At 49.6% G+C, this 26,987-nt stretch carries 24 protein-coding genes; 18 read left to right on the top strand and 6 right to left on the bottom strand.

The features are described 5' to 3' along the window. The first annotated feature begins 312 nt into the window (after window positions 1-312). The 16 genes from IKW96_RS14470 (at window position 313) to spoVM (ending at window position 16,841) form a co-directional block, all read left to right on the top strand. Window positions 313-2,946, top strand: a complete 2,634-nt coding sequence (locus IKW96_RS14470) for a glycoside hydrolase family 48 protein (protein ID WP_296576509.1) — start codon at window positions 313-315, stop codon at window positions 2,944-2,946. 186 nt (window positions 2,947-3,132) lie between these two features. Then, on the top strand, window positions 3,133-4,011 hold the full coding sequence (locus tag IKW96_RS14465; RefSeq protein WP_296576638.1) for a YicC/YloC family endoribonuclease: 879 nt from the start codon (window positions 3,133-3,135) through the stop codon (window positions 4,009-4,011). Between the two features lie 5 nt (window positions 4,012-4,016). After that, window positions 4,017-4,274 (top strand): DUF370 domain-containing protein, encoded by a 258-nt coding sequence (locus IKW96_RS14460; protein WP_296576508.1) that lies wholly within the window; start codon window positions 4,017-4,019, stop codon window positions 4,272-4,274. After that, on the top strand, window positions 4,267-4,872 hold the full coding sequence (gmk, locus tag IKW96_RS14455) for a guanylate kinase (protein ID WP_296576507.1): 606 nt from the start codon (window positions 4,267-4,269) through the stop codon (window positions 4,870-4,872). The genes IKW96_RS14460 and gmk overlap by 8 nt, the downstream gene beginning before the upstream one ends. Further along, window positions 4,865-5,074 carry a DNA-directed RNA polymerase subunit omega gene (rpoZ, locus tag IKW96_RS14450; protein WP_296576506.1) on the top strand — a complete coding sequence of 70 codons (210 nt, stop codon included), beginning with the start codon at window positions 4,865-4,867 and terminating at the stop codon, window positions 5,072-5,074. The genes gmk and rpoZ overlap by 8 nt, the downstream gene beginning before the upstream one ends. Further along, a complete protein-coding gene (priA, locus tag IKW96_RS14445) occupies window positions 5,035-7,524 on the top strand; it encodes a primosomal protein N' (protein WP_296576504.1) in 2,490 nt (829 codons plus the stop codon). The genes rpoZ and priA overlap by 40 nt, the downstream gene beginning before the upstream one ends. A gap of 22 nt (window positions 7,525-7,546) precedes the next feature. Next, window positions 7,547-8,014, top strand: coding sequence for a peptide deformylase (gene def / locus IKW96_RS14440; RefSeq protein ID WP_296576502.1), 468 nt, complete (start codon window positions 7,547-7,549; stop codon window positions 8,012-8,014). After that, a complete protein-coding gene (gene fmt / locus IKW96_RS14435; RefSeq protein ID WP_296576500.1) occupies window positions 8,014-8,940 on the top strand; it encodes a methionyl-tRNA formyltransferase in 927 nt (308 codons plus the stop codon). The genes def and fmt overlap by 1 nt, the downstream gene beginning before the upstream one ends. Window positions 8,941-8,953: 13 nt before the next feature. Next, the gene (locus tag IKW96_RS14430) at window positions 8,954-9,709 is read left to right on the top strand and encodes a zinc metallopeptidase (protein WP_296576498.1); all 756 of its coding nucleotides are present in this window, start codon (window positions 8,954-8,956) and stop codon (window positions 9,707-9,709) included. Then, window positions 9,709-11,004, top strand: a complete 1,296-nt coding sequence (gene rsmB / locus IKW96_RS14425) for a 16S rRNA (cytosine(967)-C(5))-methyltransferase RsmB (protein WP_296576496.1) — start codon at window positions 9,709-9,711, stop codon at window positions 11,002-11,004. Before IKW96_RS14430 ends, rsmB begins: the two co-directional genes overlap by 1 nt. A 4-nt stretch (window positions 11,005-11,008) precedes the next feature. Then, window positions 11,009-12,067, top strand: a complete 1,059-nt coding sequence (gene rlmN, locus IKW96_RS14420; protein ID WP_296576494.1) for a 23S rRNA (adenine(2503)-C(2))-methyltransferase RlmN — start codon at window positions 11,009-11,011, stop codon at window positions 12,065-12,067. Beyond that, on the top strand, window positions 12,064-12,789 hold the full coding sequence (locus tag IKW96_RS14415; RefSeq protein WP_296576491.1) for a Stp1/IreP family PP2C-type Ser/Thr phosphatase: 726 nt from the start codon (window positions 12,064-12,066) through the stop codon (window positions 12,787-12,789). Before rlmN ends, IKW96_RS14415 begins: the two co-directional genes overlap by 4 nt. A 16-nt stretch (window positions 12,790-12,805) precedes the next feature. Beyond that, window positions 12,806-15,187, top strand: a complete 2,382-nt coding sequence (gene pknB / locus IKW96_RS14410) for a Stk1 family PASTA domain-containing Ser/Thr kinase (RefSeq protein WP_296576489.1) — start codon at window positions 12,806-12,808, stop codon at window positions 15,185-15,187. Continuing rightward, a complete protein-coding gene (gene rsgA, locus IKW96_RS14405; protein WP_296576487.1) occupies window positions 15,187-16,062 on the top strand; it encodes a ribosome small subunit-dependent GTPase A in 876 nt (291 codons plus the stop codon). The genes pknB and rsgA overlap by 1 nt, the downstream gene beginning before the upstream one ends. Further along, window positions 16,059-16,703, top strand: coding sequence for a thiamine diphosphokinase (locus tag IKW96_RS14400; RefSeq protein ID WP_296576485.1), 645 nt, complete (start codon window positions 16,059-16,061; stop codon window positions 16,701-16,703). The genes rsgA and IKW96_RS14400 overlap by 4 nt, the downstream gene beginning before the upstream one ends. A 54-nt stretch (window positions 16,704-16,757) precedes the next feature. Next, window positions 16,758-16,841 carry a stage V sporulation protein SpoVM gene (gene spoVM / locus IKW96_RS14855; protein ID WP_365685986.1) on the top strand — a complete coding sequence of 28 codons (84 nt, stop codon included), beginning with the start codon at window positions 16,758-16,760 and terminating at the stop codon, window positions 16,839-16,841. Between the two features lie 189 nt (window positions 16,842-17,030). On the opposite strand, the gene IKW96_RS14395 is transcribed toward spoVM, so the two are convergent. The 6 genes from IKW96_RS14395 to IKW96_RS14370 all read right to left on the bottom strand — a co-directional run bounded on the left by IKW96_RS14395 (window position 17,031) and on the right by IKW96_RS14370 (window position 24,597). After that, window positions 17,031-18,203 carry an ABC transporter permease gene (locus tag IKW96_RS14395; RefSeq protein ID WP_296576482.1) on the bottom strand — a complete coding sequence of 391 codons (1,173 nt, stop codon included), beginning with the start codon at window positions 18,201-18,203 and terminating at the stop codon, window positions 17,031-17,033. Between the two features lie 18 nt (window positions 18,204-18,221). Next, the gene (locus IKW96_RS14390; protein WP_296576480.1) at window positions 18,222-19,385 is read right to left on the bottom strand and encodes a transglutaminase domain-containing protein; all 1,164 of its coding nucleotides are present in this window, start codon (window positions 19,383-19,385) and stop codon (window positions 18,222-18,224) included. A gap of 27 nt (window positions 19,386-19,412) precedes the next feature. After that, window positions 19,413-20,633 carry a dockerin type I domain-containing protein gene (locus IKW96_RS14385; RefSeq protein WP_296576478.1) on the bottom strand — a complete coding sequence of 407 codons (1,221 nt, stop codon included), beginning with the start codon at window positions 20,631-20,633 and terminating at the stop codon, window positions 19,413-19,415. Window positions 20,634-20,741: 108 nt separating this feature from the next. Continuing rightward, window positions 20,742-22,019 (bottom strand): adenylosuccinate synthase, encoded by a 1,278-nt coding sequence (locus tag IKW96_RS14380; protein WP_296576476.1) that lies wholly within the window; start codon window positions 22,017-22,019, stop codon window positions 20,742-20,744. Between the two features lie 202 nt (window positions 22,020-22,221). After that, window positions 22,222-23,604 (bottom strand): GGDEF domain-containing protein, encoded by a 1,383-nt coding sequence (locus IKW96_RS14375; protein ID WP_296576475.1) that lies wholly within the window; start codon window positions 23,602-23,604, stop codon window positions 22,222-22,224. Window positions 23,605-23,739: 135 nt separating this feature from the next. Then, the gene (locus tag IKW96_RS14370; protein WP_296576473.1) at window positions 23,740-24,597 is read right to left on the bottom strand and encodes a ComEC/Rec2 family competence protein; all 858 of its coding nucleotides are present in this window, start codon (window positions 24,595-24,597) and stop codon (window positions 23,740-23,742) included. 223 nt (window positions 24,598-24,820) lie between these two features. Here IKW96_RS14370 and miaB point away from each other — a divergent pair, with 223 nt between their 5' ends. Both miaB and IKW96_RS14360 read left to right on the top strand, forming a co-directional pair. Next, window positions 24,821-26,206, top strand: a complete 1,386-nt coding sequence (gene miaB, locus IKW96_RS14365) for a tRNA (N6-isopentenyl adenosine(37)-C2)-methylthiotransferase MiaB (RefSeq protein ID WP_296576471.1) — start codon at window positions 24,821-24,823, stop codon at window positions 26,204-26,206. Continuing rightward, the gene (locus IKW96_RS14360; protein WP_296576467.1) at window positions 26,203-26,985 is read left to right on the top strand and encodes a hypothetical protein; all 783 of its coding nucleotides are present in this window, start codon (window positions 26,203-26,205) and stop codon (window positions 26,983-26,985) included. Before miaB ends, IKW96_RS14360 begins: the two co-directional genes overlap by 4 nt. Window positions 26,986-26,987 lie beyond the last annotated feature (2 nt).

Here is a 26,987-nt window from a genome sequence, read left to right as displayed (position 1 = left end):
ACTTGTTCATATATTGTTAAAAATCACGAAAAATGTTCCAGCTCCCCAGTGTCTAAAATGCACAAAAATAGTTTTGATAATGTGTGCATTGCAACAAAATTGACTTGCCTTAAAACTGAAAACAATCTAAACTGTTGACACAAATTAAAAGGTGGGCTATAATATCTTTGAAAATAGTTTGAAGATTGTGTACACTGGCGTGAAAATGTACACAGGTACGAAGTATTTTCGTATGAGCTCCCGAAATTAAGCCTTTTGGGGGCAGTTATCCATTTTTTAACCACTATATTATTACGAGAGGGGTAAAAACAAATGATAAGCAAAAAGAATAAGGCTCTTGCAGCAAGTATTCTCGCTGCAGCAATGTCTGCGTCAGCTGTAATTCCTACAATGGCTTCTGCTGCTGAAAAGTCATCATATGCCAAGGAATCAACTTATGCTGATATGTTCGCATCACTCTATGAGGATGTTGTAACAAACGGCCAGAAGAACGGCTATCTCAGCTCACAGACAAACGGTTCAGGCTTCGGTATTCCTTACCATTCAGTAGAGACATTCATCGTTGAGGCTCCTGACTACGGTCACGAGACTACATCTGAGGCTATGTCATACATCGTATGGATGGCAGCTATGCACGATGTTCTCGCTGCTAACAACACAATCTCAGGCTCCAAGGGTGACCTTGCAAAGGCATGGAACACTATGGAAGCTATGATCCCTGGCTGGTCAAAGGCTTCAGGCAGAGACACAGAGATCAAGTACAGCTCAATCTGGGATCAGAAGGACGGCCTCCAGGCTGATACCTCCGAAGAGTGTGATTCACCTAAGGATTATCCTGCTAAGCAGCCAGGTGTAAAGGCTAAGAACCCAATCTATGATACATTCAAGTCTGCATACGGCAGTGACAACGGTTACTACCTTATGAACTGGCTCGCTGACGTTGATGACTGGTATGGCTTCAGCAAGGGAACAAAGGGCGAGGGCAAGTTCACATTCATCAATACCTTCCAGAGAGGTGAGCAGGAGTCTTGTTTCGAGACTGTTCCGGCTCCTTGTCTTGAGGAACTCCTCTGGGGTATGACAGAAGCTAAGGATAAGGATAACGGTAACGGTATCAAGGCTATCTTCAACGGTAAGGACAAGGTACCTCCGCAGTATTCTTTCACTAACGCTCCTGACGCTGAGGACCGTTGTATCCAGGCTGTACATTTTGCAAATATGTACAAGGCTGGCGATTCAAAGGTTTCAGGTCTTGCCGGTAAGATGGGTGACCAGTGCCGTAACGATATGTTCGATAAGTACTACAAGAAGATCGCTAAGGACACTAAGATCACAGACTCTTCTGCAGGTATGGATTCCAAGCACTACCTCATGTCATGGTACACTGCTTGGGGCGGAGCTCTCACAGCAAGCTACGGCGATTACGGCTGGGCTTGGCAGATTGGCTGTTCGCACTCACATCAGTTCTATCAGAATCCTCTTGCTGCTTACGCTCTCCTCTATGATAGCGATATCAATTCAGGTATGAAGGGCAAGGATGCTGATACAGACTATAAGGAGTCTCTCAAGAGACAGATCGAAATGTACCAGTGGCTCCAGTCAGTTGACGGTCCTTTCGCAGGCGGTTGTACAAACAGCTGGAGAGGTCGTTACGAGGAGTATCCTTCAGGCCACGCTACATTCTATGATATGGCTTACGTTCCTCACCCTGTATATGCTGACCCGGGTTCAAACCACTGGATCGGTAACCAGGTATGGTCAACTCAGCGTCTTGCAGAGCTCTACTACTATGTAGTAACAGAGGGCGACAAGTCCAACCAGACATACGGCGGACTTGACCTCGAGACAGCTCTTGACAAGCTCCTTGAGAGATGGATCGCTTGGTTCGAGAAGAACACCAAGTTCGATTACGAGGACGAGGACGGAAATACTCATACATATGCTATCCCATCAACTCTTGACTGGGGTTCAAGCGATACAGACTATACCTGCACACCTGATACATGGACAGGTACATACGACGAGAACGCTAACCAGAAGCTTACTTGTAAGATCGGTGGTTACGGCCAGGGAGACGTAGGATGCGTATCCTCACTCTGTAACACACTTATCTACTATGCAAAGGCTAAGAAAGTTGACGCTAAGTTCGCTAACAGCGACGAGGGTACAACAGTTGCTGAGAAGGCTCTCCGCCTTGCTAACAAGCTCCTCACAGCTCAGTACAACGAGGGCCGTGACGAGATCGGTATCACATTCACAGACAGCAACCCAAGCCTCAAGAGAGTATTCGAGGAAGAAGTTTATATTCCTGATTTCTACAGCGGCACAATGCCTGACGGTTCCAAGCTCGAGCCCGGCGCTACATTCTCATCTATCCGTAAGAGCTACGAAGATGATAAGATGTGGCAGGAAGCTCAGAAGTACTGGAAGGGCGAAGGCACAGACAATAACAAGGACGGCACTGTTGATATCAAGGACTACCAGTTCCAGTATCACAGATTCTGGCACGCTGGTGATGCAGTTGTTGCTTACGGTACAATGGCACTCCTCTTCCCAGAGGTTACACCTGATGGTCCTACACCTGTTGTTACTACAACAACTACAACTGCTACAACATCAAAGGCTACAACTACAACTACAACTACAACTGCTCCTAAAGCTACAACAGAGCCTAAGACTGATCCTGCTACATCAGGTAAGGTTACTAAGTGGGGCGACGCTAACTGCGATGGCGATGTAGATATGGCTGATGCTGTTCTTATCATGCAGTCACTTGCTAACCCGAACAAGTACGGCGTTGGCGGTACAGACGCTAAGGCTATCACAGCTCAGGGCCAGCTCAATGCTGACGTTGACGTTAGCAGCAAGGGTATCACTTCAAACGATGCTCTCCGCATCCAGGAGTATCTCCTTAAGAAGATCTCTACTCTTGATCCTAACGCTTAATCGTTAAACGATCATAATAATTAAAGCTGCACGGCATAGCCGTGCAGCTTTTTTATGCCGCTGAAAGTGAAGTTTGCCCCAATATTTTCAGAAAAAGCTTGCATTTTTACGCAAATGATGTTATAATATTATAATAGCATTTTTATGCGAAAAAATATACATAATTACAGGAAAGCAGGCGATAAGGTGCTTAGAAGTATGACAGGCTACGGAAGAGCCCAGCAGATATTGAACGGAAGAGATATCCTTGTGGAGATACGCTCCGTTAACCATAGATATTATGAGTACTCCTCGAGAGTTCCGAGGACTTACAGCTATATCGACGAAAAGCTCAAGGCATTGCTGAAAACAGGTATTTCACGCGGTAAGGTGGAGATAGCTGTCACTATCAACAACATCGAGGGCAGAGATACCGAGATAGCTATAAACAAGGGTGCGGCAGAGGGATACGTTAACGCTCTCAGAAGCATTGCAGGCGAACTCGGCGTGGAGGACGACATCACTCTCTCAAAGCTGATGAAGCTCCCTGATATTTTCAATATACAGAAAACTCCCGATGACGAGGAACAGGTCTGGGAGGACGTTTCAAAGGTGGCTAAGGAGGCTATCGACCGATTTGTGGAAATGAGACAGGTCGAGGGCGAACGCCTGAAGGCTGACATAACCGAGAAAGCTGAGGGCATACTTGCTATGGTGGGCAAGGTCGAGGAGCTCTCTCCCAAGACCGTTGAGAACTACAGGAACAGACTGTACAAGAAGCTCAGCGAAGTCCTCGAGGGAAGAGATATCGACGAGCAGAGAGTCCTTACGGAGGCTGCTGTATTCGCTGAAAAGATCGCAGTTGACGAGGAAACTGTCCGCCTGAGAAGCCATATATCACAGCTCGAGTCCATGCTCGCAGGTGACGACGCCGTGGGCAGAAAGCTTGACTTCATCGTACAGGAAATGAACCGCGAGGTGAATACTATCGGCTCAAAGGCTCAGGATCTCAATGTTACAAAGGTCGTTGTGGACATGAAGGCTGAGATCGAGAAGATACGCGAGCAGATACAGAATATCGAATGACCGCTATGAAGCTTATAAATATAGGTTACGGCAATATGGTCTCCGCCGACAGGATAGTTACGGTGGTAAGCCCCGAATCAGCGCCCATAAAGAGGCTGGTGCAGGAGGCGCGTGACGACGGCAGAGCCATTGACGCCACATATGGAAGAAAAACAAGGGCAGTTTTGGTGATGGACAGCGGACATATAATCCTGTCGTCCCTTATCACCGAGACCCTTGCTGCAAGGATCAACGGCTCAGGAGGAGCAGACGAAAATGAATAAAGGCAGACTTATAGTCTTTTCTGCGCCGTCGGGCTGCGGAAAGGGCACTATGCTGGAGGAGATACTCAAGGATAAGCGCTTTGCGGTATCTGTTTCGGCTACCACGAGAGCTCCCCGTGAGGGCGAAAAGGACGGCGTGAATTATCACTTCCTTACCCGCGGGGACTTCGAGCAGCGTGTGGCTGAGGGAAAGTTCATAGAACACGCGGAGTACTGTCAGAACCTTTATGGTACTCTCGTCAGCGAGGTGGACGGCAGACTCGAACAGGGTCTCAACGTTATCCTCGAAATAGAGCCTCAGGGCGCTATGAAGATACGTGAAAAGCGTCCCGACGCTGTGTTTATATTCGTAGTTCCGCCCTCTGTCGGAGAGCTCCGCCGCAGACTGAAAAAGCGCGGCACAGAGTCCGACGAGGTCATAGAGGAACGTGTTTCAAAGGCTGCGTGGGAGATCTCGCAGGCTGAAAAATACGATTATGTTATAGTCAATGACGCCCTTGAGGACGCTGTAAGCGACTTCTTTGCGGTAATACGCGGAGAACAGCTGAAGGTGGACTACTCGGGAGATATTATAGAAGAGGTGTTGAAAAATGCTTAGACCGGCAGTAAATCAGATCATCACAAAGAATGAGAGCTGTTATTCGCTCGTTATCGCTGTTGCAAAGCGTGCAAGACAGATCTCGGAGGAGCTTTACGAGAAAGGCGAGACTCTTGAAGAGAAGCCTGTAAAGACAGCTGTTGAGGAGCTTGCAAGCGGCAAGTGCAAGATAGTCAGCACAGCTCCTGCTGTCAGCGAATAATGCCCCTTATAGCGGAGACTGCGGTCAGCGGAACAGCCTACTCTTTTGATATGCTGTTCAGCTATGCCGTTCCCGATAAGCTTGCGGCAAAGACAGCCTGCGGCTGTCGGGTGCTTGTCCCCTTCGGTAAGGGCAATGCGCGCAGGATAGGCGTTGTTATGAAGCTTTCCGACGGCAGTACGAAGGGGCTCAAATCCCTTGTATCACTTGTGGACGAAGAGCCTGTTATTTCCCAGGAGCTTCTCAGACTTGCCTTTTATCTGCGCGAAAATACCTTCTGTACTTACTTCGACGCGGTGAAGACCATGCTTCCGCCTGCAATGAGCGTAAGTGCAAAGGAAACATTCAGGATTGTTAAGAATTTCACGGATATTGCTTCTCTCAGCGAGGGAGCTGCGGAGCTGCTGCGGACACTTTCATGCGCCGCTGACAGCAGGGAGCTCAACACCATGATAGAGGAGCATATCATTGAGAACGGAAGGCGGCTCTCAGACGAGCTCTGCGACGCAGGCGCCCTTGAATCGGATAACGTGTTCAGGCAGAATGTCGGCGACGCGGCTGTGAGAATGGTCCGCCTTACGGAAAGGTATATATCCTCTCCAGAGAGCTTTGACCTTACGCCGAAGCAGAAAAAGGCGGCGGATTTCCTCAGTGAGTACGGCGCGGCGGCAGTCAGGGAGACTGCCTATATGTGCGGTATCACGGAGTCTGTCATCAAGCGGCTCTGTGCCGGCGGCGCGGCGGAGGAGTACGAAGCCGAGGTGCTCAGAAAAGTGGAGGACCTCTCCGATGAAAGGAGAAGTCCGGGGGATATAGTCCTTTCGGAGGAACAGCAGAGGGCAAGGGATACAGTCCTTGCACAGCTCAATGAGAAAAAGCCTGCGGTTTTTCTGCTTCACGGCGTTACGGGAAGCGGCAAGACCTCTGTCTTTGAAAAGCTCATTGACGATACGGTGAAAATGGGCAGGCAGGCAATGCTTCTCATTCCCGAGATAGGTCTTACCCCGCAGACTCTGAAGAGATTCCGCTCACTTTTCGGCGAGAGAGTTGCCGTTATACACAGCGGTCTTTCTCTCGGTCAGAGACTTGATGAGTACAAGAGGATAAAACGCGGTGACGCGGATATCGTTATCGGTACGAGGAGCGCGGTATTTGCGCCCCTCAGCAATATGGGACTCATTATTATAGATGAGGAGGGCGAGCGTTCGTATAAATCCGACAGCTCACCGAGATATCACACACATGACATTGCCAAGCAGCGCTGTGCGTATCACAATGCGTCGCTTCTGCTCGCTTCGGCAACTCCGTCTGTCGAGAGCTACTACCTCGCCGAGAGGGGAGCGTACAGGCTGCTCGAAATGAAGGAGAGATACGGAAATGCTCCGCTTCCCGAGGTGAGTATCATTGATATGAACTTCGAGAGGGAGGCAGGTAACCGCACGGAATTCAGCCGTAAGCTGGCAGAGGAGATAAGCGCAAACCTGAAAAACGGAGAGCAGTCAATACTGCTGCTCAACAGGCGCGGCTATCATACCATTATAAGCTGCTGCGACTGCTATCAGCCCGTGTACTGCCCGAACTGCTCCGTACCTCTGACCTACCACAAGAAGAACAACAAGCTGATGTGCCACTACTGCGGCTATGTCAGCGACCCTGTGGATACCTGCCCGTCCTGCGGCTCGAAGCACCTTAAAAATATGGGCTTCGGCACACAGAAGCTTGAGGAGGAGCTGTCAACGTTCTTCCCGACAGCCCGTGTACTGCGTATGGACGCGGATACTACCTTTTCCCGTTACTCCTACGAGAAGAGCTTTACGGACTTCCGCGAGGGAAAATATGATATAATGATAGGTACTCAGATGATAGGAAAGGGACTTGATTTCCCCAACGTTACGCTGGTGGGAGTCCTTTCCGTGGATAAGGCTCTGTATGCAGGGGATTTCCGCAGCTACGAGCGGACATTCTCACTCATCACTCAGGTGGTGGGAAGGGGCGGACGAGGCGAGCGCAGCGGACGCGCTGTTCTGCAGACCTTTATTCCCGAGCACTATGTCATGAACCTTGCTGCGGCTCAGGACTACAAGGGCTTCTACAACGAGGAGATAGCTATCCGACGCGCAATGATATTTCCGCCTCTCTGTGATATGTGTATCTTCTGCTTTTCGGGCAATGAGGACATATCCGCGAGACTCGGGGCGGATGCTGTGCTGAGGCTGATGAATGAAAAGCTGAGAGCGCTCCAGCCGAAAACTCCCGTGCGCGTGCTTGGACCCGTCCGCTGCTCATACGGCAGGATAAACGGCAAGTACCGCTACAGGATAATCATGAAATGCAAGAATAACGCCGAAATGAGAGGATTTATCAGCGAAGTCCTGACAGCTTCGGCGAGGATAAAAGAGATGAAAAACATTGCCCTTTACGCCGATATAAACGGCGATGTGGGCGTATAAGAAGTAAGAAGGATATGGTAAAATGGCTTTAAGAAGAATACTGACTGATAAGGACGAGATACTCCATAAGGTTTGCAAGCCTGTGGAAAAATTTGACGAGAAGCTCGCTCAGCTCCTCGACGATATGCATGAGACCCTGAACAAGGCTGAGGGCGTGGGACTTGCTGCTCCGCAGATAGGCATATGCCGCAGAATATTCATCATGCATCTTGGAGACAATGATATCGTGGAGGCTATCAATCCCGAGGTCATAAATAAGGAAGGCAAACAGCGCGTGCAGGAGGGCTGCCTTTCATGCCCGAATATCTGGGGCTATGTTACACGTCCCATGAGCTGCCGCTTAAAGGCTCAGGACAGGAACGGAAACTGGTTCGAGCGCGATTTCACAGAGCTCGGCGCACAGTGTACCTGCCATGAGAACGACCACCTTGACGGTCATATATTTACCGAGATAGTAGAGGAATTCTTCGTACCCGAGGAGAGCAAATAATGAAAATAGTTTTTATGGGAACACCCGATTTCGCGGTACCGTGCCTGCGTACTCTTGCAGAGAGCGGACATGAGGTCGCGGCGGTGTTCACTCAGCCCGACAAGCCGAAGGGCAGGGGCTATAAGATGATACCTACTCCCGTAAAGGCTGCGGCTCTTGAATACGGACTTCCCGTATATCAGCCGCTTTCCCTGAGAAAGGGGGAGGACGCAGAGGAGGCTATGCGGATACTCCGTGATATAGCTCCCGAGCTCATAGTCGTAACGGCTTACGGACAGATACTCCCGAAAGAGATACTTGAGCTGCCGAAGTACGGTTGTATCAATATCCACGCTTCGCTGCTGCCGAGATACAGGGGAGCTGCTCCCATAAACCATGTTCTCCTGAACGGCGAAAAGGAAACGGGCGTTACCTCCATGCAGATGAGCGAGGGACTTGATACAGGCGATATGCTCATAAAGAGAGCTGCACCAATAGGGGAAAACGAGACCTATGAAGAGCTCTATGCAAGGCTTTCCGCAATGGGCGGTGAAGTCCTTGCGGAGACCATAGAAGCCCTTGAAAAGGGAACTCTCAGACCCGAGGTGCAGGACGATAGCCTGAGCTGCTATTCTCCCATGATACGCAAGGAGATGAGCGCTCTTGACTTCTCAAAGACTGCGGAGGAGGTACACAATACTATCCGCGGAGTTACCGGCTTTGCAATGCTGGAGGGCAAGCGCCTGAAGGTATTCAGGTCGGAAATAGCAAACGGAACATACAACGCCGTGAACGGCGCTGTTGTTGATACAAAAAACTTTGCCGTGAAGTGCGGCGACGGACGTGCGGTCATATTCCGCGAAGTCCAGCCCGAAGGCAAAAAGCGCATGAAAACAGAAGATTTTCTGAGGGGCAGAAAGCTCACGGAGGGAGAACTTCTCACATAAGGAGGAATAATCTATGTATACAATGACTTTGATGACTGCTGTAATGAGATACGGCAGCTACTACGGATACCGCTCAACAGGCGGAAATTACGGCGCATATCTGCTCCTGTTCCTCGGAATGCTCATAATTCCGCTGATAGCGCAGATAAACGTAAAATCCACATTCAGCAAGTACAGCAAGGTAAGCAATTCAAGAGGTCTTACGGCAGATCAGGTGGCAAGAATGATACTTGACTCCAACGGACTCAGCCACATTCAGATAGAGCATATCTCGGGAAATCTCAGCGACCACTTTGACCCCCGCTCGAATGTGGTAAGACTTTCCGATTCTGTTTACGGCAAGACTTCCGTAGCTGCTATCGGAGTTGCGGCTCACGAGTGTGGCCATGCCTGTCAGCACGCCGAGAATTACGGTCCTATCGTGCTCAGGAGCAAGCTTGTTCCGTTTACGAACATCTGCTCGCGTCTCTGGTACCTTGTGCTTATCGTTGGCTGTTTATTGAGCAGCCTTACTATCGGAACTCCGCTTATTTACATTTCTATTGCTATGTTTGCGGCAGTTGTAGTATTCCAGATAGTTACTCTCCCTTGCGAGTTCAACGCAAGTGACAGGGCTCTCAAAACTCTTGAGCGCGACGGTATACTCGAAATGGCAGAAGTGCCTCACGCACAGAAGGTGCTCAGGGCAGCAGCACTCACTTATGTTGCAAGCCTTGTTGCTTCTATTCTTCAGCTTCTCAGACTTCTCATGTCTGTCAGAAGAAGATAATGACAGACCCGCGATATCTTGCTGTAAAGCTCCTGGATAAGACCTTCGGGAGCGGCAGCTATTCCAATCTGCAGCTGGACAGCGGCCTGAAAAACTCTGACCTTGACGAGCGCGGCAGAAAGCTGTGCTCGGCGGTATACTACGGAGTCATCGAGCGCAGGCTCACTCTCGACCATATTATCGGCGGTCTGAGCTCGCGCCCCATAGAAAAGCTGGACAGCATTGTGCTGAATATACTGCGCTGCGGCGTGTATCAGACAATGTACATGGACAGCGTTCCCGACAACGCTGCGGTCAACGAGAGCGTGGCTCTTGCGAAGAAGTTCCGCAAGACAAGCGCCTCGGGAATGGTCAACGCGGTACTGCGTAACTTTATCCGCGGCGGTAAGGAGATAAAGCTCCCGAAAGAAGCTGTAAAGGCTGCTTCCGTGAAGTATTCCGCGCCTGTGGAGCTCGTCAGGAGCCTTACAGACGATTACGGCAGAGAAGCCGCCGAGAACTTCCTTGCACAGTCGCTGGAAAAGAATGTGACCTATATCCGCAGAAATCGCCTGCGCTGCACAGAGGAGGAGCTCCTTGCGGCACTGGGCGGCATCGGAGCGGAAAGGCTGAATGAACATTGCTTTGCAGTGCAAAGCGGCGACGTTACGGCGACTGAGGCTTTCAAAAAGGGCTTCTTCCACGTTCAGGGACTTGCCTCGCAGCTCTGCTGTCAGGCGCTGGCACCAACTGAAAATGATACGGTCCTTGATATATGCGCTGCTCCAGGAGGAAAGACCTTCACTATGGCGGAGCTCATGAACGGCAAAGGGCAGATATACGCCTTTGACCTTCACGAAAAACGTGCGGAGCTCATACGCAAAGGCGCTGAGAGACTTGGTCTCACAAATATAAAGGCGGCGGCAGGAGACGCAACAAAGTTCAACCCCGAGCTGCCGAAATTCACGAAGATACTCTGCGACGTCCCGTGCTCGGGACTGGGAGTCATCGGCAGCAAGCCCGAGATAAAGTACAAGGATATCACGGATTTTGCGGGGCTCCCCGACATACAATATAAAATAGTATGCAATGCGCTTAATTACCTCAAAACAGGCGGCACCCTCGTCTACTCCACCTGCACGGTGCGGAAAGCCGAGAACGAGGCGGTCTGCGAGAGACTGCTGCGTGAGCATACTGAGCTTGAAGCAGTTCCGCTCACCGAAATGCTGGGAGAGAGCTTCGGCACAATGGCAACTCTTATGCCGCCGAAATTCGGCAGCGGTTTTTTCATTTCCAAATTCAGAAAAGTAAGGTGATAAATTGGAAAAAGTCGATATTCTCAGTCTGGATCTGGCAGAGCTGGAAGAAGCTCTTGCGGCTATCGGTGAGAAAAAATTCCGTGCGAAGCAGATATTTCAATGGCTCCACGTAAAAAGGACCCTTGATTTCGACAAAATGACTGATATATCTATCCAATTGCGCCGTACTTTACAAGAAAAATTTTGTATAAATGGACTATTTATACAGAAAAAGCTTGAATCTGCTATAGATAATACGGTAAAATATCTTTATAGGCTTTCTGACGGCAATTTTGTGGAGACCGTTTTAATGGAATACAGCTACGGATACAGCATATGCGTGTCCACTCAGGTGGGCTGCAAAATGGGCTGTAATTTCTGTGCCTCCGCCATTGCAGGTTATGTCAGGAGTCTTGCTCCCTCGGAGATATTGCTGCAGATATACGAGGCTGAGCGCGATTCGGGCAAAAAGGTGTCGGGAGTGGTCCTCATGGGCATCGGAGAGCCTCTCGACAATTTCGACAACGTTATGAAGTTCCTTGAGCTGCTGTCCCACAAGGACGGCAACGATATGAGCCTTCGTCACGTATCTCTCTCCACCTGCGGCATAGTGCCGCGTATCTATGAGCTGGCAGACAGAAAGCTCCAGCTGACCCTTTCGGTGTCCCTGCACTGTGCGGACAACGAGGGCAGGAGCGCTATAATGCCCGTGAACAGGAAATACGACCTTGCAAGCCTCATCGAGGCGTGCAGATACTATATCGACAGGACGGGACGGCGCGTCACCTTTGAGTACGCCGTTATCGACAATGTCAATTCTTCCGCGGCAGACGCCGACAAGCTGGCGAAGCTGCTCCGCGGTATGAACTGTCATGTGAACCTTATCCCCGTCAACAAGGTAAGGGAACGAAATTATCGTACAGTCCGCTCAGGCGTTGCTGAGTTCGCAAAGCAGCTGGGCAGACGGGGGATAAACGCTACCGTGAGAAGAACTCTCGGCAGCGATATCGAAGCGGCGTGCGGTCAGCTGAGACGCGACGCCGACAAACAAAGCAGACAGAATGGGGGTGCGGATACTTGAGGTTTCGCTACGGTACGGATATCGGACTTGCCCGCGAGGAAAACCAGGATGCGGTCAGGTGCGAATATTTCGGCCATAATGTACTCGCCGTCGTGTGTGACGGTATGGGCGGCGAACGCGCAGGCAAGGAGGCAGGCGAGCTCGCTGTAGAAGAATTCTTTCAGCGTTTTTCGGCTGATTACAAGGAAAGCCTCAGCGACGAGGATATCCGCAAGCTCCTTATCTCCTCGGTATCGGCAGCCAACTCCGTTATATATACGCGGGCGAGGTTCGAGTTCAGGAACTTCGGCATGGGTACTACCTGTGTGGCTGCATTCGTCACCAATAAAACTGCCTTCATTGCCAATGTCGGCGACAGCAGAGCCTATCTGATAACCGACACGGGACTATACAGGATAACAAACGATCATAACGTCGCCTCGGTGCTCTTTGAACAGGGCAAGATAACCGAGGAGGAAATGGAGGTACACCCTCAGAAGCATATGCTCGTTAGGGCGGTAGGCGTCGAAAAGACGGTGCTGACCGACACGTTCATGCTTGACTATGAGGACAAGATCAGTCTGCTGCTGTGCTCCGACGGACTGTCGGGATACTGCAGCGACGATGAAATATACAACGTCATACTAAACTCGGATTTTGATGATGTTGCAGACGAACTAATCAAATTATCGCTCTCCAAGGGCGGCCGTGACAATGTAACAGTTGCGGTGATCTCTGACTAACGCAGGAGGAAAGGAAATGGACAAGAATATTGGCAAAAAGCTCGACGGCAGATATGAAATCACCGAGCTTATCGGCGTCGGAGGCATGGCTGAGGTATACAAGGGCGTCGATGTTATCGACAACAAGACGGTAGCTATCAAGATACTGAAAAAGGAGTATGCAGAGAACGAGGAGTTCCTCCGCCGCTTCAGAAACGAATCCAAGGCTATAGCAGTGCTCTCTCACCCTAATATCGTAAAGATCTACGATGTAGGCTTCTCAGAGAAGATACAGTATATCGTAATGGAGTACATTGACGGTATTACGCTGAAGGAGTACATCGAGGAGGAGAAGGTCCTCACATGGAAGGACACCGTACACTTTGTTATACAGATTCTCCGCGCTCTCCAGCACGCACATGACAAGGGCATAGTTCACCGCGATATCAAGCCGCAGAACATCATGATGTTCACTGACGGCACTATCAAGGTCATGGATTTTGGCATTGCCAAGTTCGCACGCGAGGAAGGCAAGACAGCTACAGATCAGGCTATCGGCAGCGTCCATTACATCAGCCCCGAACAGGCAAGCGGCAGCGTTACCGACGCAAAGAGCGATATCTACTCAGTAGGCGCTATGATGTATGAGATGCTCACGGGCAAAAAGCCCTTTGACAGCGATAACCCCGTTGCTATCGCAGTTATGCATATGCACGATATCCCCGAGCGTCCGAGAGCTATAAATCCCGATATCCCCGACGGTCTTGAGGAGATCGTTCTCAGAGCTATGGAAAAGGCTCCCGAGGACAGATACCAGACAACTGCGGAAATGATAAGCGATATCGAAGCATTCAAGGCAAATCCTGCAATTTCCTTCGGCTACTATGCAGAGGAGGGCGACGATACAGACGATATCCTCGACAGCAATGCAGGTACTGAGGTACAGTCCGAAAGCAGACATGAGGTCGCAGAGGCTTACGCTTCAAAGGCCAGCAGCAGAGCGCCTGCAATGGCGGCAGCTCTCGCAGGAGGCGCGTCAGGCGGCGGCTATTCATCGGGCGGCTCAGTTTCAAAGAAGTACAATGACTCATATAAGGCTTCAAAATATGACGATTATGATGATTATGACGACGAGGACGACGAAGAGGAGGAAGAGGAGCGTTCTTCACTGGTAGTTCCTGTTCTTACGGCGGTAGTAGTTGTTGTTATCATCGTTGCGGTAATATTCATAGCTTCAATGATAAGCCACTATCTCGGCGGAAACGGCATAAGCAGCAGAAACAGCAAGACAATGCCTAACCTTATCGGCAAGAACTACAATGTTGTTGCCCAGGAGTACGGCGATGTCCTCCGCTTTGAGGTCAGCGGCTCGGAGTACAACGAAGCCGATGTGAATACTATCATCAAGCAGAGCATAGACCCCGGCGACGTTTTCAGAAAGAACGACGTATGTAAGGTTACCCTCAGCCTCGGTACACAGACTGTTGAGGTTCCTCACGTAGCAAATATAAATGTTGACCTTGCGAAGTCCCAGCTAAAGGACAGAGGTCTCGAACCGAAGATAGTAAAGACTTCGGACGGAGAAGTAAAGGCCAACTACGTTATCAAGTCCTCACCTGAGGAGGGCGAAGAGGTGCCTAAGGGCTCTCAGGTCATCCTCTATGTAAGTATCGGTGTAAACGCCGAGGCTATGACAATGGAGGACTACGTTGGATTGCCGCTCAAGGACGCAACGGTAAAGGCAGGCTACAAGAAGCTCAAGGTTAAGACAGAGCCCGAGCCTTCTTACGAGAAGAAGGATCAGGTAATCCGTCAGGAGCCTGAAAAGGGCGCAAAGATAGAGGCAGGCGACGAGATCATACTTTACTTCAGCGACGGTACTATCCCTGACGGTAAGGTCGATTTCAGCGTAAACTTCCCGAATGAAGCATACGGAAGATTTACTATCGACTTCGTTCTCAGCGACGGCAAGAAGACCACATCGGAATCATCGGGTACTATCCTCTGTCCTGAAATGGGCAACAGCTACTCGACGGTCATCGACGGTTCTGGCAAGAACGTAACAGTAAAGGCTTACCTTACAAACATCAGCAATAATAAGCGAGCAACTCTCGGTTCATATACCTTTGACTTTGCAAACAACAAGTTCACAAGGGATTCAGAGGACGTATGGAACGCATTCAATTCAGTAGACGGATTTGAGCCCAAGGAGACAGAACCTCCGACAACAGAGCCGACTACTACAAAGGCTCAAGAGGTAACAACTCCGACAACAACTGAGCAGCAGGGTTCGTCGGGCGAAGATGAAAAGAAGCCCGGTGAAAACGGCATATGGAACTCAGACGGCACATGGACGCCTTACAAGGCCGGCGTTAACGGCGACTGGACAGGCGAGGGCAACTCCTGGCGCTGGTATTGATGAACGACAAGTTCAGCGGAATAATAATAAAATGCTTAGGGGGACTCTACAGTGTAGAGTCCCCTGACGGTATATATGAGTGTAAAGCGAGAGGAGTATTCCGCAACAGGGGGATAAGTCCCTGCGTAGGCGACCGCGTTGACGTCGAAAACGGCGTGATAACGGAAATAGCCGGGCGAAAAAACTGTATTATCCGACCTCCCCTTGCAAATCTTGACCAGCTTATATTCATAGTGTCCACCTGCGAGCCTGCCCCGAATTACCTGATACTGGACAAGTTCATAGCTATCGCGGAGTACAAGGGCATAACGCCCGTGGTAGTCATCACAAAGACCGACCTCGGCGACAGCCGCCCTATCCATGAGATATACGGGCGCATAGGCATTGCCGTTGAGGAAGTGAATTATGACGACGAGGCTTCCGTTGAAGCTGTCAGGGAACTGCTCCGCGGCAGGATAAGCGCCTTTACGGGCAACTCGGGAGCAGGAAAGTCCACCCTGCTGAATGCGGTAGACCCCGGGCTTAACATCGCTACAGGCGAGATAAGCCGAAAACTCGGGAGAGGCAGGCATACAACACGCCATGCGGAGCTGTATAAGCTCAGCGGCGGCGGTTACATAGCGGATACCCCTGGATTCTCGACATTTGATACCAACCGCTATGACATAATCCGCAAGGAGGAGCTTGCAGGCTGTTTCAGGGAGTTCGACGGGCTTACGGATAAGTGCCGATTCAGAGACTGCGCTCATCTGTGCGAAAAGGGCTGCGCTGTTGTGGCAGCCGTTGAGAGCGGCGATATCCCGCGCAGCCGCCATGAAAGCTACAAGACCATGTACGAAGAAGCAAAACAGCTGAAGGAGTGGGAATTGAAATGAGAAAGTGCGCTATAATCGCAGGCGGCGATATGCCTGACAAGGAGCAGTACAAAAATGCGGATTACTGGGAGCGCTTCGGCTGCATAATCTGCGCTGACAGCGGCTATTATACCGCGAAGAAGCTGGGGATAAAGCCCGATATCCTCACGGGAGACTTTGATTCCTTTACCGAGGAGCTCCCGAAAGGTGTGGAGATAATCGCGAGCATTCCCGAAAAGGACGATACGGACACTCTCATGGCTGTTAAGAAAGCCATAGAGCTTGGATACAAGGACATAGCTCTCTTCGGAGCTCTCGGCGGAAGCCGTATCGAGCACACGATAGCCAATATACAGACCATGATATACGCCGTTCAGCAGGGCTGTGACCTGAAGATATACGGCGACAGCATACTCATGGTGCAGACTGCCGACGACGGAGAGGTCTCCTACAAGAGCAGGGGCGAAAGTCTGTATATGTCGGTATTTGCACTTTCCGACAGCATTGGCATCGACTATCTCCGCGGAGTGAAATATCCCCTCGAGGACTACCTGATGGTGCAGTCCTTCCCCATAGGCGTCAGCAATGAGATAACGGACGAAGCAGCGCTGCTGCGTATCAACCACGGCCTTGCGCTGATAATTCTCACCGATAAGAAGTAACAAAAACCCCTTTGATGAATATAATGTAATATATCATCAAAGGGGTGAGTACATATGAAGATAGTAGTCATAAAGAGCCCTAAGTTCATATCAGGGCTCCTGAGAGTAATATTCGGCATAAAAAAGGAAGAGCAGTAATTAAAAGGGCGGAAATATCCGCCCTTTGGTTTGTCTCAAAAGAATCTTTATCCATGGAAGGAATTTCAAAGGGTTCACAACCCTTTGGTCAGGTCAAGGGCAGAAAGCCCTTGTGGGTGAAGAAGAGACGCCCTGCAAGTGAGGGTGTCTCCTTAATTAACATATTTTTTGAAAGACTGAATTGAGTTTTTACTCTTTTTTTCTGCTGAAAAACAGTCCGACGCTTTCGCTTCCTGCGAGGAGGAAAAAAATCGCCCACGAAATTGCAAGAGGAACAGCGTAGAAGAGTATCACCAGCGGCATTGCGCCTTTGTGCTGGGGTATCATCATAATACCGGGAACTATCTGCACTATGCCGAAAAGGAGCATTACCACAGAAGTCAGAGTTTTCAGTCCGCCTATGCCTGCGATAAGTGAAACGGAGAGAATACCCACCAGAGCTGATATATATATTGCCGACTGCTGAACGGTCTCCTTGATACCGCCAAGCTCGCCCTTATAGGCGAACATTCCTGCGCCGGAATAGAGTATATAGAACAGTATGGCTGCCACGATACCGAGTACGGCAAGTACAGCCGTTATCTTGAAGCCTTTTTCTGCCTGCTGCTGACGAGCCTGTTCCTTGAGTTCGAGCATCATCTGCAGACTTGCCTTTGAGTCCTTCTGCTCGGAAACGAGCTGTGCGGATACAGCGTTTTTTGAAGCCTCAGCCTTTGCTCTTTCAAGATCCTCGTCAACGTATTTCGGCTGATACTTCGGGGGCTCGGGCTCGTCGTCGAGTTTCGGAGCCGTTATGGGAGCCTCGGGCTGCTTAGGCTCTTCCTTTTTCGGGGGAGGAGTGTAATTGTCCTCGTCCAGTATGGGAGCCTGTACCTCCACAGGGGGAGCAACTGCGCCGAGCTGAGTTCTTCTCATGTCGATTATCTGCTGCTGCTTGTCGGCAGGGAGAGAATCAAAACGCGCCCTGAGCTCGGGGGTGAGACCGTTTATTACGTCCTGATCGGTCATTACCAGCTTTTCGTGTATATAGGGGGCTCCGTCGTCGAGCACGGGTGCTGTCACACCTGTAGGAGCTCCTTTTTTCTCGTAAGCCTGTGAATACTGTACTGCGTCGTCAAGAACCGGTGCGGAAACTCCCGTAGGAGCGCCTTTTTTCTCAGTGCTCTGAGTATATGCTGACATATCGTCAAGTACGGGAGCGGCTACTCCTGTGGGACCGTTCTTCTTATCGGAAGGAGCAACATACCCGAAGTCGTCGAGAACAGGTGCGGAAACTCCTGTGGGAGCGCCCTTTTTCTCGTTTTCGGGAGAATAGTTTATCTCTTCGGGAATGCCGCCTGCTAAATTCTTTTCATCATACATATTCAACACCTCGGTCAATTATTTTTTTATAAGGTCGGACAGAGTTATTTCTGCACCGTTTGAGACCTTTGCATAATATAACAGTACTAATGAAGCGTCAACAGCGTCCACAACGCCGCTGTGGTCGATATCGGCACAGGACGCCTGTGACTGGCTGAACGAGCTCATTCCGCCGCTTGAAAGCCGTGCATACTCCGCAAGGATAAGGGAGGAATCTATAGCGTCGATTATCTTGTCGCCGTTGATATCGCCGTAGCTGTATTTCGGTATAGGGTAAGCAGTCTTTGCTATAGGGTAAGCGTTCCTGAACTCCTCTGACTGATAGTCGGGGAAGGTCTTCTGATCCTCACTGGTTGCGATGTGCAGGAGCGAGGGAGTAGCCGAATCAAAATCGTCCGTGCCCTTCAGGAAGTAGTAATAGGAGCGTCCCTGGAACTTCATGTCCCATGTGGGGTCGAGGTAGTAATACTGCCCCTCAAGCTTGACAATGAGCCACACATGATGTCCTTCCTTCATGGTGCTGCTGTCACGGGACAGGCCTGCAATGATACGGCAGGAGATACCGCAGTCATTGAACATACGGTACAGGAGCTGAGTAACTCCCTGACATACGGCAGTACCGTTGAAAAGGGCGTTATATGCGGTATATGCATACGGGTCGTTCTCGTCCTCGGCGTAGGTCACGGAGGAGGTAACGAAATAGTATATGCTCCTTATTTTGTTGAAATCTCCTGCAATGCCTGCGAAGCGGTTCTCGTCCATTACCTCGCCGAGCTTTGAGGTAAGAGCTGCTTCCTCCTCGGCCGTGGTGTAATAGCCGACATTGTACGTGAATTTCAGAGTGCCGCTCACTTTTGCGATAGCGCATCTGAAGCCTTTAACGGCAAATCTCAGGTAGTCGCCCTCGTCGCCCTTTCCTGTTTCGTCAAAGGCTTTGTAGAGCAGCTGATAGCTCATTTCTTCTCGTGAAGAGCCGTTGTCGGGAACGGTTACCGTGAAATCCCCGATATGTTCCTTGAGGCACTGTCTTATCTGCAAAACAGCCTCGTCCTCGGATTCGAGAACGTAGGTCTGCGATATTTCGGGTGCTGACATCTGTACTGCTGCTGCGCTGCCCGGAGCGGCTGTGGCAGCAAGCACAAACGCCGAAAGTAATGCGGTAAGTTTTATGGGCAGTTTCATACTGATACCCCCTTTGCACGGGAAATATTATTTTTTAATGAATTCCTTTATGCTCTTAGCCGTACTTCCGTTTTCAAGAGTGGAAACGTAGGCATAATAGGAAAGGGTAAGGGAAGAATCCACAGCGTCGGTGATACCGTTTTCGTCGATATCGGCGGCTTTTTTCTGAGCAGCCGAAAAGCTTTTGGATTTGCCGCTTGAAAGCAGGGCGTATTCCCTTAAAATAAGTGAAGCGTCAACGGCGTTTATTCCTCCGTCGTTATTTACGTCGCCGTCCTCACAGCTTCTTATATAGAAGTTTTTTGCAACTACAGTTCCGTCAAGAAGGTCCTCTATGGGGATATTGAATATCTGAAAGAGGTGGACATGGGTGAAATCCTCCTTGCCCTCGTTCTCATTGTCAAGGTCGGAATAGCCCTTCATGAAGAAGCGGTGCTTGCCGCCGCCCATTCTGTACTCCCACACAGGGTCGAGGAAATAGAATATCTCATCGACCTCAACGAGACAGAGAGTATGGTAATCTGCGCTGTCATTTGTGATACTTTTGAGGTTAGATATGTAAAGCGTGGGCTGGAAGCCGACTTCCTGGAGAAGTCTTACCAGAAGGTGTATCTGACCTGTCTCATTGGCGCTTTTGCCTATGAGAGCGCTGTAAGCGGAGCTGTATTCGGGAGCTGTAAGGTCATCGTTGAGACTCATGCCTGCGATAACAGTATCATAAGCCCATTTTATCCTGTCATATGCGTCTGACTCCATAGCAGCTTTGAACTCCGGAGTTTCCCTGAGCTTGTTCACAGCCCCGGTGACTTCCTTTTCCTGTTCGGCAGTGGTGTTGTACTTGACGGAATAGTATACATACTCACCGTCATCGGAGTATATGCAGCCTGCCGAGTTTGTCGAGCACATATAAAGGTACATACCCTCGGACGGATCGTCGGACAGGCGCGCAACATTTTTGTTTATGACGTCAAAGGCGCTGTCGTCGCTGCCCTCTTCGGGAGTCCAGTCCGTGAGTATAAGGTCAAATTTCTCATTGCGCTGCATGAGCTGAGTTTTTACATACTCAGTAGCTTTGTCAATGTCGGCGAAACGCGGAGCGTTTTCGTTGTAAGATATTGAAAAGGTGTCGGCAGATACAGTTGTTTTTGACGGTATTTCGGAATTTGCAGCGGCATATACACTTGCTGAAGGGCTCATGCATATTGCGGCAGCTGCGGCTATAGTAAGTACATTTTTCAGTTTTTTCATTGCTTTGACCTCCATATCATATGGAACTGTGCCGCCTGAACAAAGTTCATGGCATACACATTAACTTATAAGCAAACAGCCGCCGAAGCGGCTGATCGCATATATTTTTTATCTTTCAAGGATCTGAGCCCTGTCAGGACCGATACCTACCATACTTACATGGCAGCCTACCAGTTCTTCAAGGCGTGCTATATAGCTCTTGCAGTTGGCAGGAAGCTCGTCGAAGCTCCTGCACTTTGAGATATCCTCGGTAAATCCGGGGAACTCCTCATATATAGGCTCGCAGCCCTCGAGTTCCTCAAGTGTGGGAGGGAACTCCTTGATAACGCTGCCGTCGGGCTTTTTGTAAGCCACGCACATCTTGAGTGTGTCGATATTTGCGAGAGTGTCCAGCTTGTTGATAGCAAGGCTGTCAAGACCGTTTACTCTTACTGAGTGACGAACGATAACAGCGTCGAACCAGCCTGTTCTTCTCGGTCTGCCTGTGGTAGTACCGAACTCGCCGCCGACGTTTCTGATCTGATCGCCTGTAGCGTCATCGAGCTCTGTCGGGAAAGGTCCCTTGCCCACACGTGTGGTATAAGCCTTGGCAACGCCGATGATGTTGGTGATGACCTTGGGACCTACGCCTGTACCTACGCATACGCCTGCTGAGAGGGGGTGAGAGGAGGTAACATACGGGTATGTACCGAAGTCGATGTCGAGGAGAGTAGCCTGTGCGCCCTCGAACATTATGGTCTTGCCTGCCTTGTGAGCCTCGAATGTAAGTACGGAAACGTCGTCCATGTAGGGGAGGAGCCTCTTGCCGTACTCTGTGTACTCTTTGGTAACAGCGTCAAGGTCGAAAGCCTCACCGCCGTATACCTTTGTGATTATTTCGTTCTTGAGCTTGCCTGTGGACTGTATCTTCTCTGCGAGGACCTCGGGGTGAACGAGGTCGTACATACGGATTCCGCAGCGCTCGTATTTGTCCATATATGTAGGTCCTATGCCTCTTTTTGTAGTACCGATGTCCTTGCCGCCGCGGAAAGCCTCAGAAAGACCGTCGAGAGCGATATGCCACGGCATAACGATCTGAGCGCGTGGGTCTACCTTGAGGTGACCGATAGTCTTGATACCTCTTGACTCGAGGTTGTCAAGCTCGCCGATGAAGTCCTTGGGGTCAAGAACCACACCTGCACCGATAAGGTTGAGAGCGTTCGAGTAAAGGATACCCGATGGTACGAGGTGGAGCTTGTATACCTCACCGTTGTTTACGACTGTGTGACCCGCATTGTTTCCGCCCTGTGAACGGACAACAACATCTGCACGGGAAGCAAGGATGTCTATGATCTTGCCTTTTCCTTCGTCTCCCCATTGAGTTCCGACTACGATATTTGCAGGCATTTGTTTTCCTCTTTTCATAATAATTATTTGTGCGGACAGTACCTGTCAACTGTCAAAAATGCACACTTACAATCTATTATAACACATTGCAATGAAAAAATCAACAGTTAGAATTGCTAAAATACGCTATGAAAATCGTAAAACGATGCACTTGCTGCCGACTGCAGTAAAAACAGCGCACCTGAGGCGCGCTGTCCTGATATTAATTTTGCAGACTCTGATAATAAAGAGCCTTTTCTTTCTTCATGTTCTCGCGTGCGACCATGAATACATGACGGTAATTATCATGTTCTGCGGGCTTGTAGGTGTTTGAACCCTTTGATATTCCAAGCTCGTGTGCGATCTTCTTAATGTTGTTGAATTCTTTCAGTTCCTTGTCGAGCTGGGCGAACAGCTCCTCCATGTCGAGAATACCCTTGTCCTTCATTATGGCGATAAACTCGTCACCTGCAACACGATAGACATTATCGTTTCCGAATACCTTTTTCAGTATCCTTGCAGAGTGGAACATCAGCTCGTCACCGGCTTCAAAGCCATAATGGGCATTGATGCGGTTAAGGCCGATAAGGTCAAAGAAAGCTACGGAGAATAATGGGTTATTCGTTTTGATATCTTCGTCGAGAGCTTGTATCGCGTTCTTATAGGCTGCCTTGTTCAGAGTGTTTGTCAGCTCGTCCTTGTACATATTGGAATCAATGAATTTAATATATTTGTTGAGCTTTTTGCATACTGAATGCAGGTTCGATGTTACTTCCTCATATTCGTCATGGATCGACGACTGCTTGTTCTCTTCGCCGTCTGCAAGTGTTTTCAGCAGAGAACTTTCACTGTTCGGGAGAAAGTCGAGCTTTTTGATAGAGGTTTTCAGGATACTGTCATTAATTTTGTCCGTAGCGGCATCGAGCTGGTCGATTTCTTTAATCATAGCTGCGAAACGCTTTCTGTTCTGAGACGTGATGATAAATGTTAGCACGATACCTACGGTAAGAGCTGCCATAAGGATAACGACAGATATTGCCTTGTGGTTGTTGAGCTTTCCGTCGTACCACTTAGCATTAAAGTCTACGGCAACTATACCTGCGACCTTGTGCTCGGAGTCGAAAACAGGACTGTATGCCGAGTAAAAGCGTCCCCATTCGTCTTTGTATGCCTCTTTGTCAACGGCAGCAATACCTTTTGCAGCGCTTCTGAGAGCTTCTGTGGAAACAATGGGAGAGCCGAATTCGCCCGGATCCTCAACGGCAGGGTCTATGGTAAATGTGAAGGAACCGTCTGGCATCTGCCTGATACCGTAGATATAGTCCAGATTTATGTTGTCCTGAAAAGCTCTGAGTGTTTCGAGAGCCCTTTGGTAAGGCTCGGTGCCTGCGTCCTCCTTCTGCAGATTCTTTATCTCGTCGCCGTTTATCATATACGCCGCAGTATTGGCGATATCCAGCATTCGTTGGTCGATCTGCTCGCGGAGAGTCTTTTTAGCCATGGTTGTCAGCGCCATAGCCATAAGAATGTTCGTAAGTAGAAGCAAAGCGAGTGCTATGATGAAATTACGTTTGCTCGTCCTGATACGTTTTTCCTGTTTGTTCATATTTTCCACCCCTGATTAAAATGTAATATATATATCAAATCAAATATAGTATATTGAAATTATAACATTTACCAATCAGGATGTCAATAAATAATAACAAAAAAAGCGGTTATAACGCCGCTTTTTTGTGATATATTACAATGAAGAGCCTGTTTCAGTGCTTATTTTTATCTGCTTGCCGTCACTGACTGCTGTGATATCGCCGTTAAAGCAGGTAGCATAAGTAGCTGCTCCCGTCTTTTTGAGGGCGTCCTGCACTTTCCCCGAAAATTCGCTTGACGAGGTGCATACAACGGCGCATTTCGGCTTTACTGCGCTCAGAAAATCGGAGAGATTGTCCAGCTTTCTGCCGTGATAAGGGACTTTCAGCAGGGTACACTCGCCGATGTCCATTATTTCTTCAAGTCTCTCCTCCATAGCGTCGCCTGTGAAGAGGAGAGTGTTTTTGTTATGTACGACCTTTGTAACGAGAGAGAAGTTGTTCTCATCGCTGTCATTATTACCGTAAAAGTCCCTTTTCGGCGCATAGACCGTGTAGTCGATACCGTCAAGTGCGAATGAGACGTCCTCGGTCAGCTTCATCGGAGTAATGGACTTTTCCGCAAGAGCGCCGACATATTTGTCATATTCCTCAACAGTTCCGTCGTAGTTTGGGGTGAGGACGTTCTTTATATCGAAGCTGCGTATGAGCTTTGCAGCTCCGCCAACGTGATCCTTGTCGAAATGGGTTATGATGAGGTAATCTATGGTGTCGCATTCATTCTCCTCAAGGAGCTTGCTGATCTTTTTTCCGTCACCCTTTTCGCCGCAGTCGATGACCACGTTTGCATTCTCGGACTGGAGCAGTATTGCGTCGGCCTTTCCGACGTCAAAGAAAGTGACTTTGAGCTCTCCTGCGGCAGTCTGTTCCTGCTTTTCGTTGCATGAGAACAGTGCGAGAGCCGCAAAAAATGCCGAAAACAGCAGAGCAGCTGCCTTTCTGTTTTTTTTCATGTTTCAGACTCCTTTCCACGGTGTATTTTATTATACTCCTACACTATATATTATACCACAAAAAACTTAAAAATGGATTGAAAAATCGAAAAAAAGAAAAAAATTTCTCTCATATGCGGAAAAAAGCCGGTTTGTTGCGTTCGGCAAATCCGCACTTGCATTATGACATATAATATGGTATAATTATTTATTACAGGATTTTTGGAAGGCGAGGTTCTGCGAATTGAAGGACAACACCGCAGTGATAAGCGAAATAAACGGCTTGCTGGGCAGCAGCCCGCGAAAAGCCTATGTGAGGAGCTTCGGCTGTCAGCTGAATGTCTCGGACGGCGAGAAGATACAGGGTCTGCTGAAAAAAATGGGCTACTCCTTTACGGAGGTCGAGCAGGAAGCCGACCTTATAATACTCAACACCTGTGCGGTCCGTGAGAATGCCGAGGACCGTGTTTTCGGCATAGTCGGCAGCATGAAGAAGCTCAAGGAGCTGAAACCGTCGCTGATGATCGGCATTGCAGGCTGTATGACGGCTCAGAGCCATGTGGCGGAGAAGATAAAGAAGTCCTACCCTCAGGTGGATTTCGTTGTGGGAACTTCCGCACTCAGCGCCCTGCCGGAGCTTATCCTCGATACTCTCAGGGGAGCGGCTTTTTCGGCAGATATCAAGGAGTACGACGACTTCTCGGAAGCCGCGGAACAGGTGAGGAGCAGCAGCTTCAAAGCGTCAGTGCCCATAATGTTCGGCTGCAACAACTTCTGTACCTACTGCATAGTGCCCTATGTCCGCGGCCGTGAGCGCAGCCGCCGACCAGGTGATATAATCGCCGAGGTAAGGCAGCTTGTGAGCGAGGGCTACAAGGAGATAATGCTCCTCGGACAGAATGTAAACTCCTATGGCAAGGACCTGGGCGGCGAAATGAACTTTCCACGGCTTCTCAGGGAGCTGAACGGTATAGACGGTGATTTCTGGATACGTTTCATGTCCTCGCACCCGAAGGATGCTTCAGGGGAACTCATAGACGCCATATTCGACTGCGAAAAGGTGGCAAAGCATCTTCATCTGCCCGTACAGAGCGGCAGCACGGACGTGCTTGCCCGTATGAACCGACGGTACACCATTGATGACTACCTGAAAATAGTTGAATATATCCGCAGCCGTGACCCTGATTTTTCCCTTACCACCGACCTTATCGTTGGATTTCCCGATGAGACCGACGGGGACTTCCGTGCGACCCTTGACGTAATGAAAAAGGTGAAGTACGACAACATCTACTCTTTCATCTACTCAAAGCGCTCGGGAACAAAAGCGGCGGAAATGCCCGACAGCACCTCCGAGGAGGAAAAGGGCAGGCGCATGAGGGAGCTCCTCGAAGTTCAGCGTGAGATATCCACTGAGCATTACAAGCGATTCATCGGCAGGACCATGCGAGTCCTCGTGGACGATGTATCAAAGAAAAAGGAGGGCTGGCTGACCGGAAAGAGCAGCGAGTTCATAATAGTGGAATTCGAGGGAGACAGTTCACTTATAGGGCAGTTCGTGAACGTTGAGATAACAGGCGCGATGAACTGGGCAGTTACAGGAAGGATAGCAGAAAGGAACGCAGTAAAATGAAAAAGCTCATTGCAATAGTATGTTTTTCAGCCTTAGTTCTGGCAGGCTGCGGAAATACGGTAAACAGCGGAAACAGCAGCAATAATACCACAACTGCTGCAAATACAACGGCAGCAGTGACAGAAGAGGCTGCAACGGAAACAGCAGAGACAACAACCGAAATTGCTGCCGAGACTACAGAAGCAGCAGAGGCTGAAACAGAGGTAACTACTCACGAAGAAAATGTGTCTGCGGGAAGCCGCATGGATATGTACCCTGCTGTATATAAGGAGAAGATACGCAGCGTTTTTGAGCAGACTGAAAATGAACATGACGGCATGGCAAGCATAGAATATGCATTCCGCGACCTTGACGCAGACGGAATACCAGAGCTGCTTCTGAAATACGGCTCCTGTGAGGCTGATTATCAGATACACATATACAGATACGACGAGGAATGTGAGCTGAAAGACCTCGGAGTTTTCGGCGGCGGACACACTTCCTTCTGCTACGACGAGAATACGGGGAACTTTGTTCTCCTCTGGGGACACATGGGCGCGGCAAGCATTATTTATTACGAATGGGAAAACGGCACATTGGTATCAAAGGACAGCTATGATTTCAGCCTTGACGAGCAGACTCCGTCATATGACACTGTTCTTGATGAAAAGGGCATAAGATATATGGATTTCGTATCGGCTCACAAATTCCTTCTTGACGGCGATATCAAGTCGTGGGTATATCACGGAGACGGCAGTCCCGAGGAATATGACGGACTTTATCTCGATTATATAGGCTGAGT

The organism is Ruminococcus sp. (genome assembly GCF_017549005.1).
Taxonomy (GTDB): Bacteria; Bacillota; Clostridia; order Oscillospirales; family Ruminococcaceae; genus Ruminococcus.
This window is presented reverse-complemented; position numbering and strand designations above follow the sequence as displayed.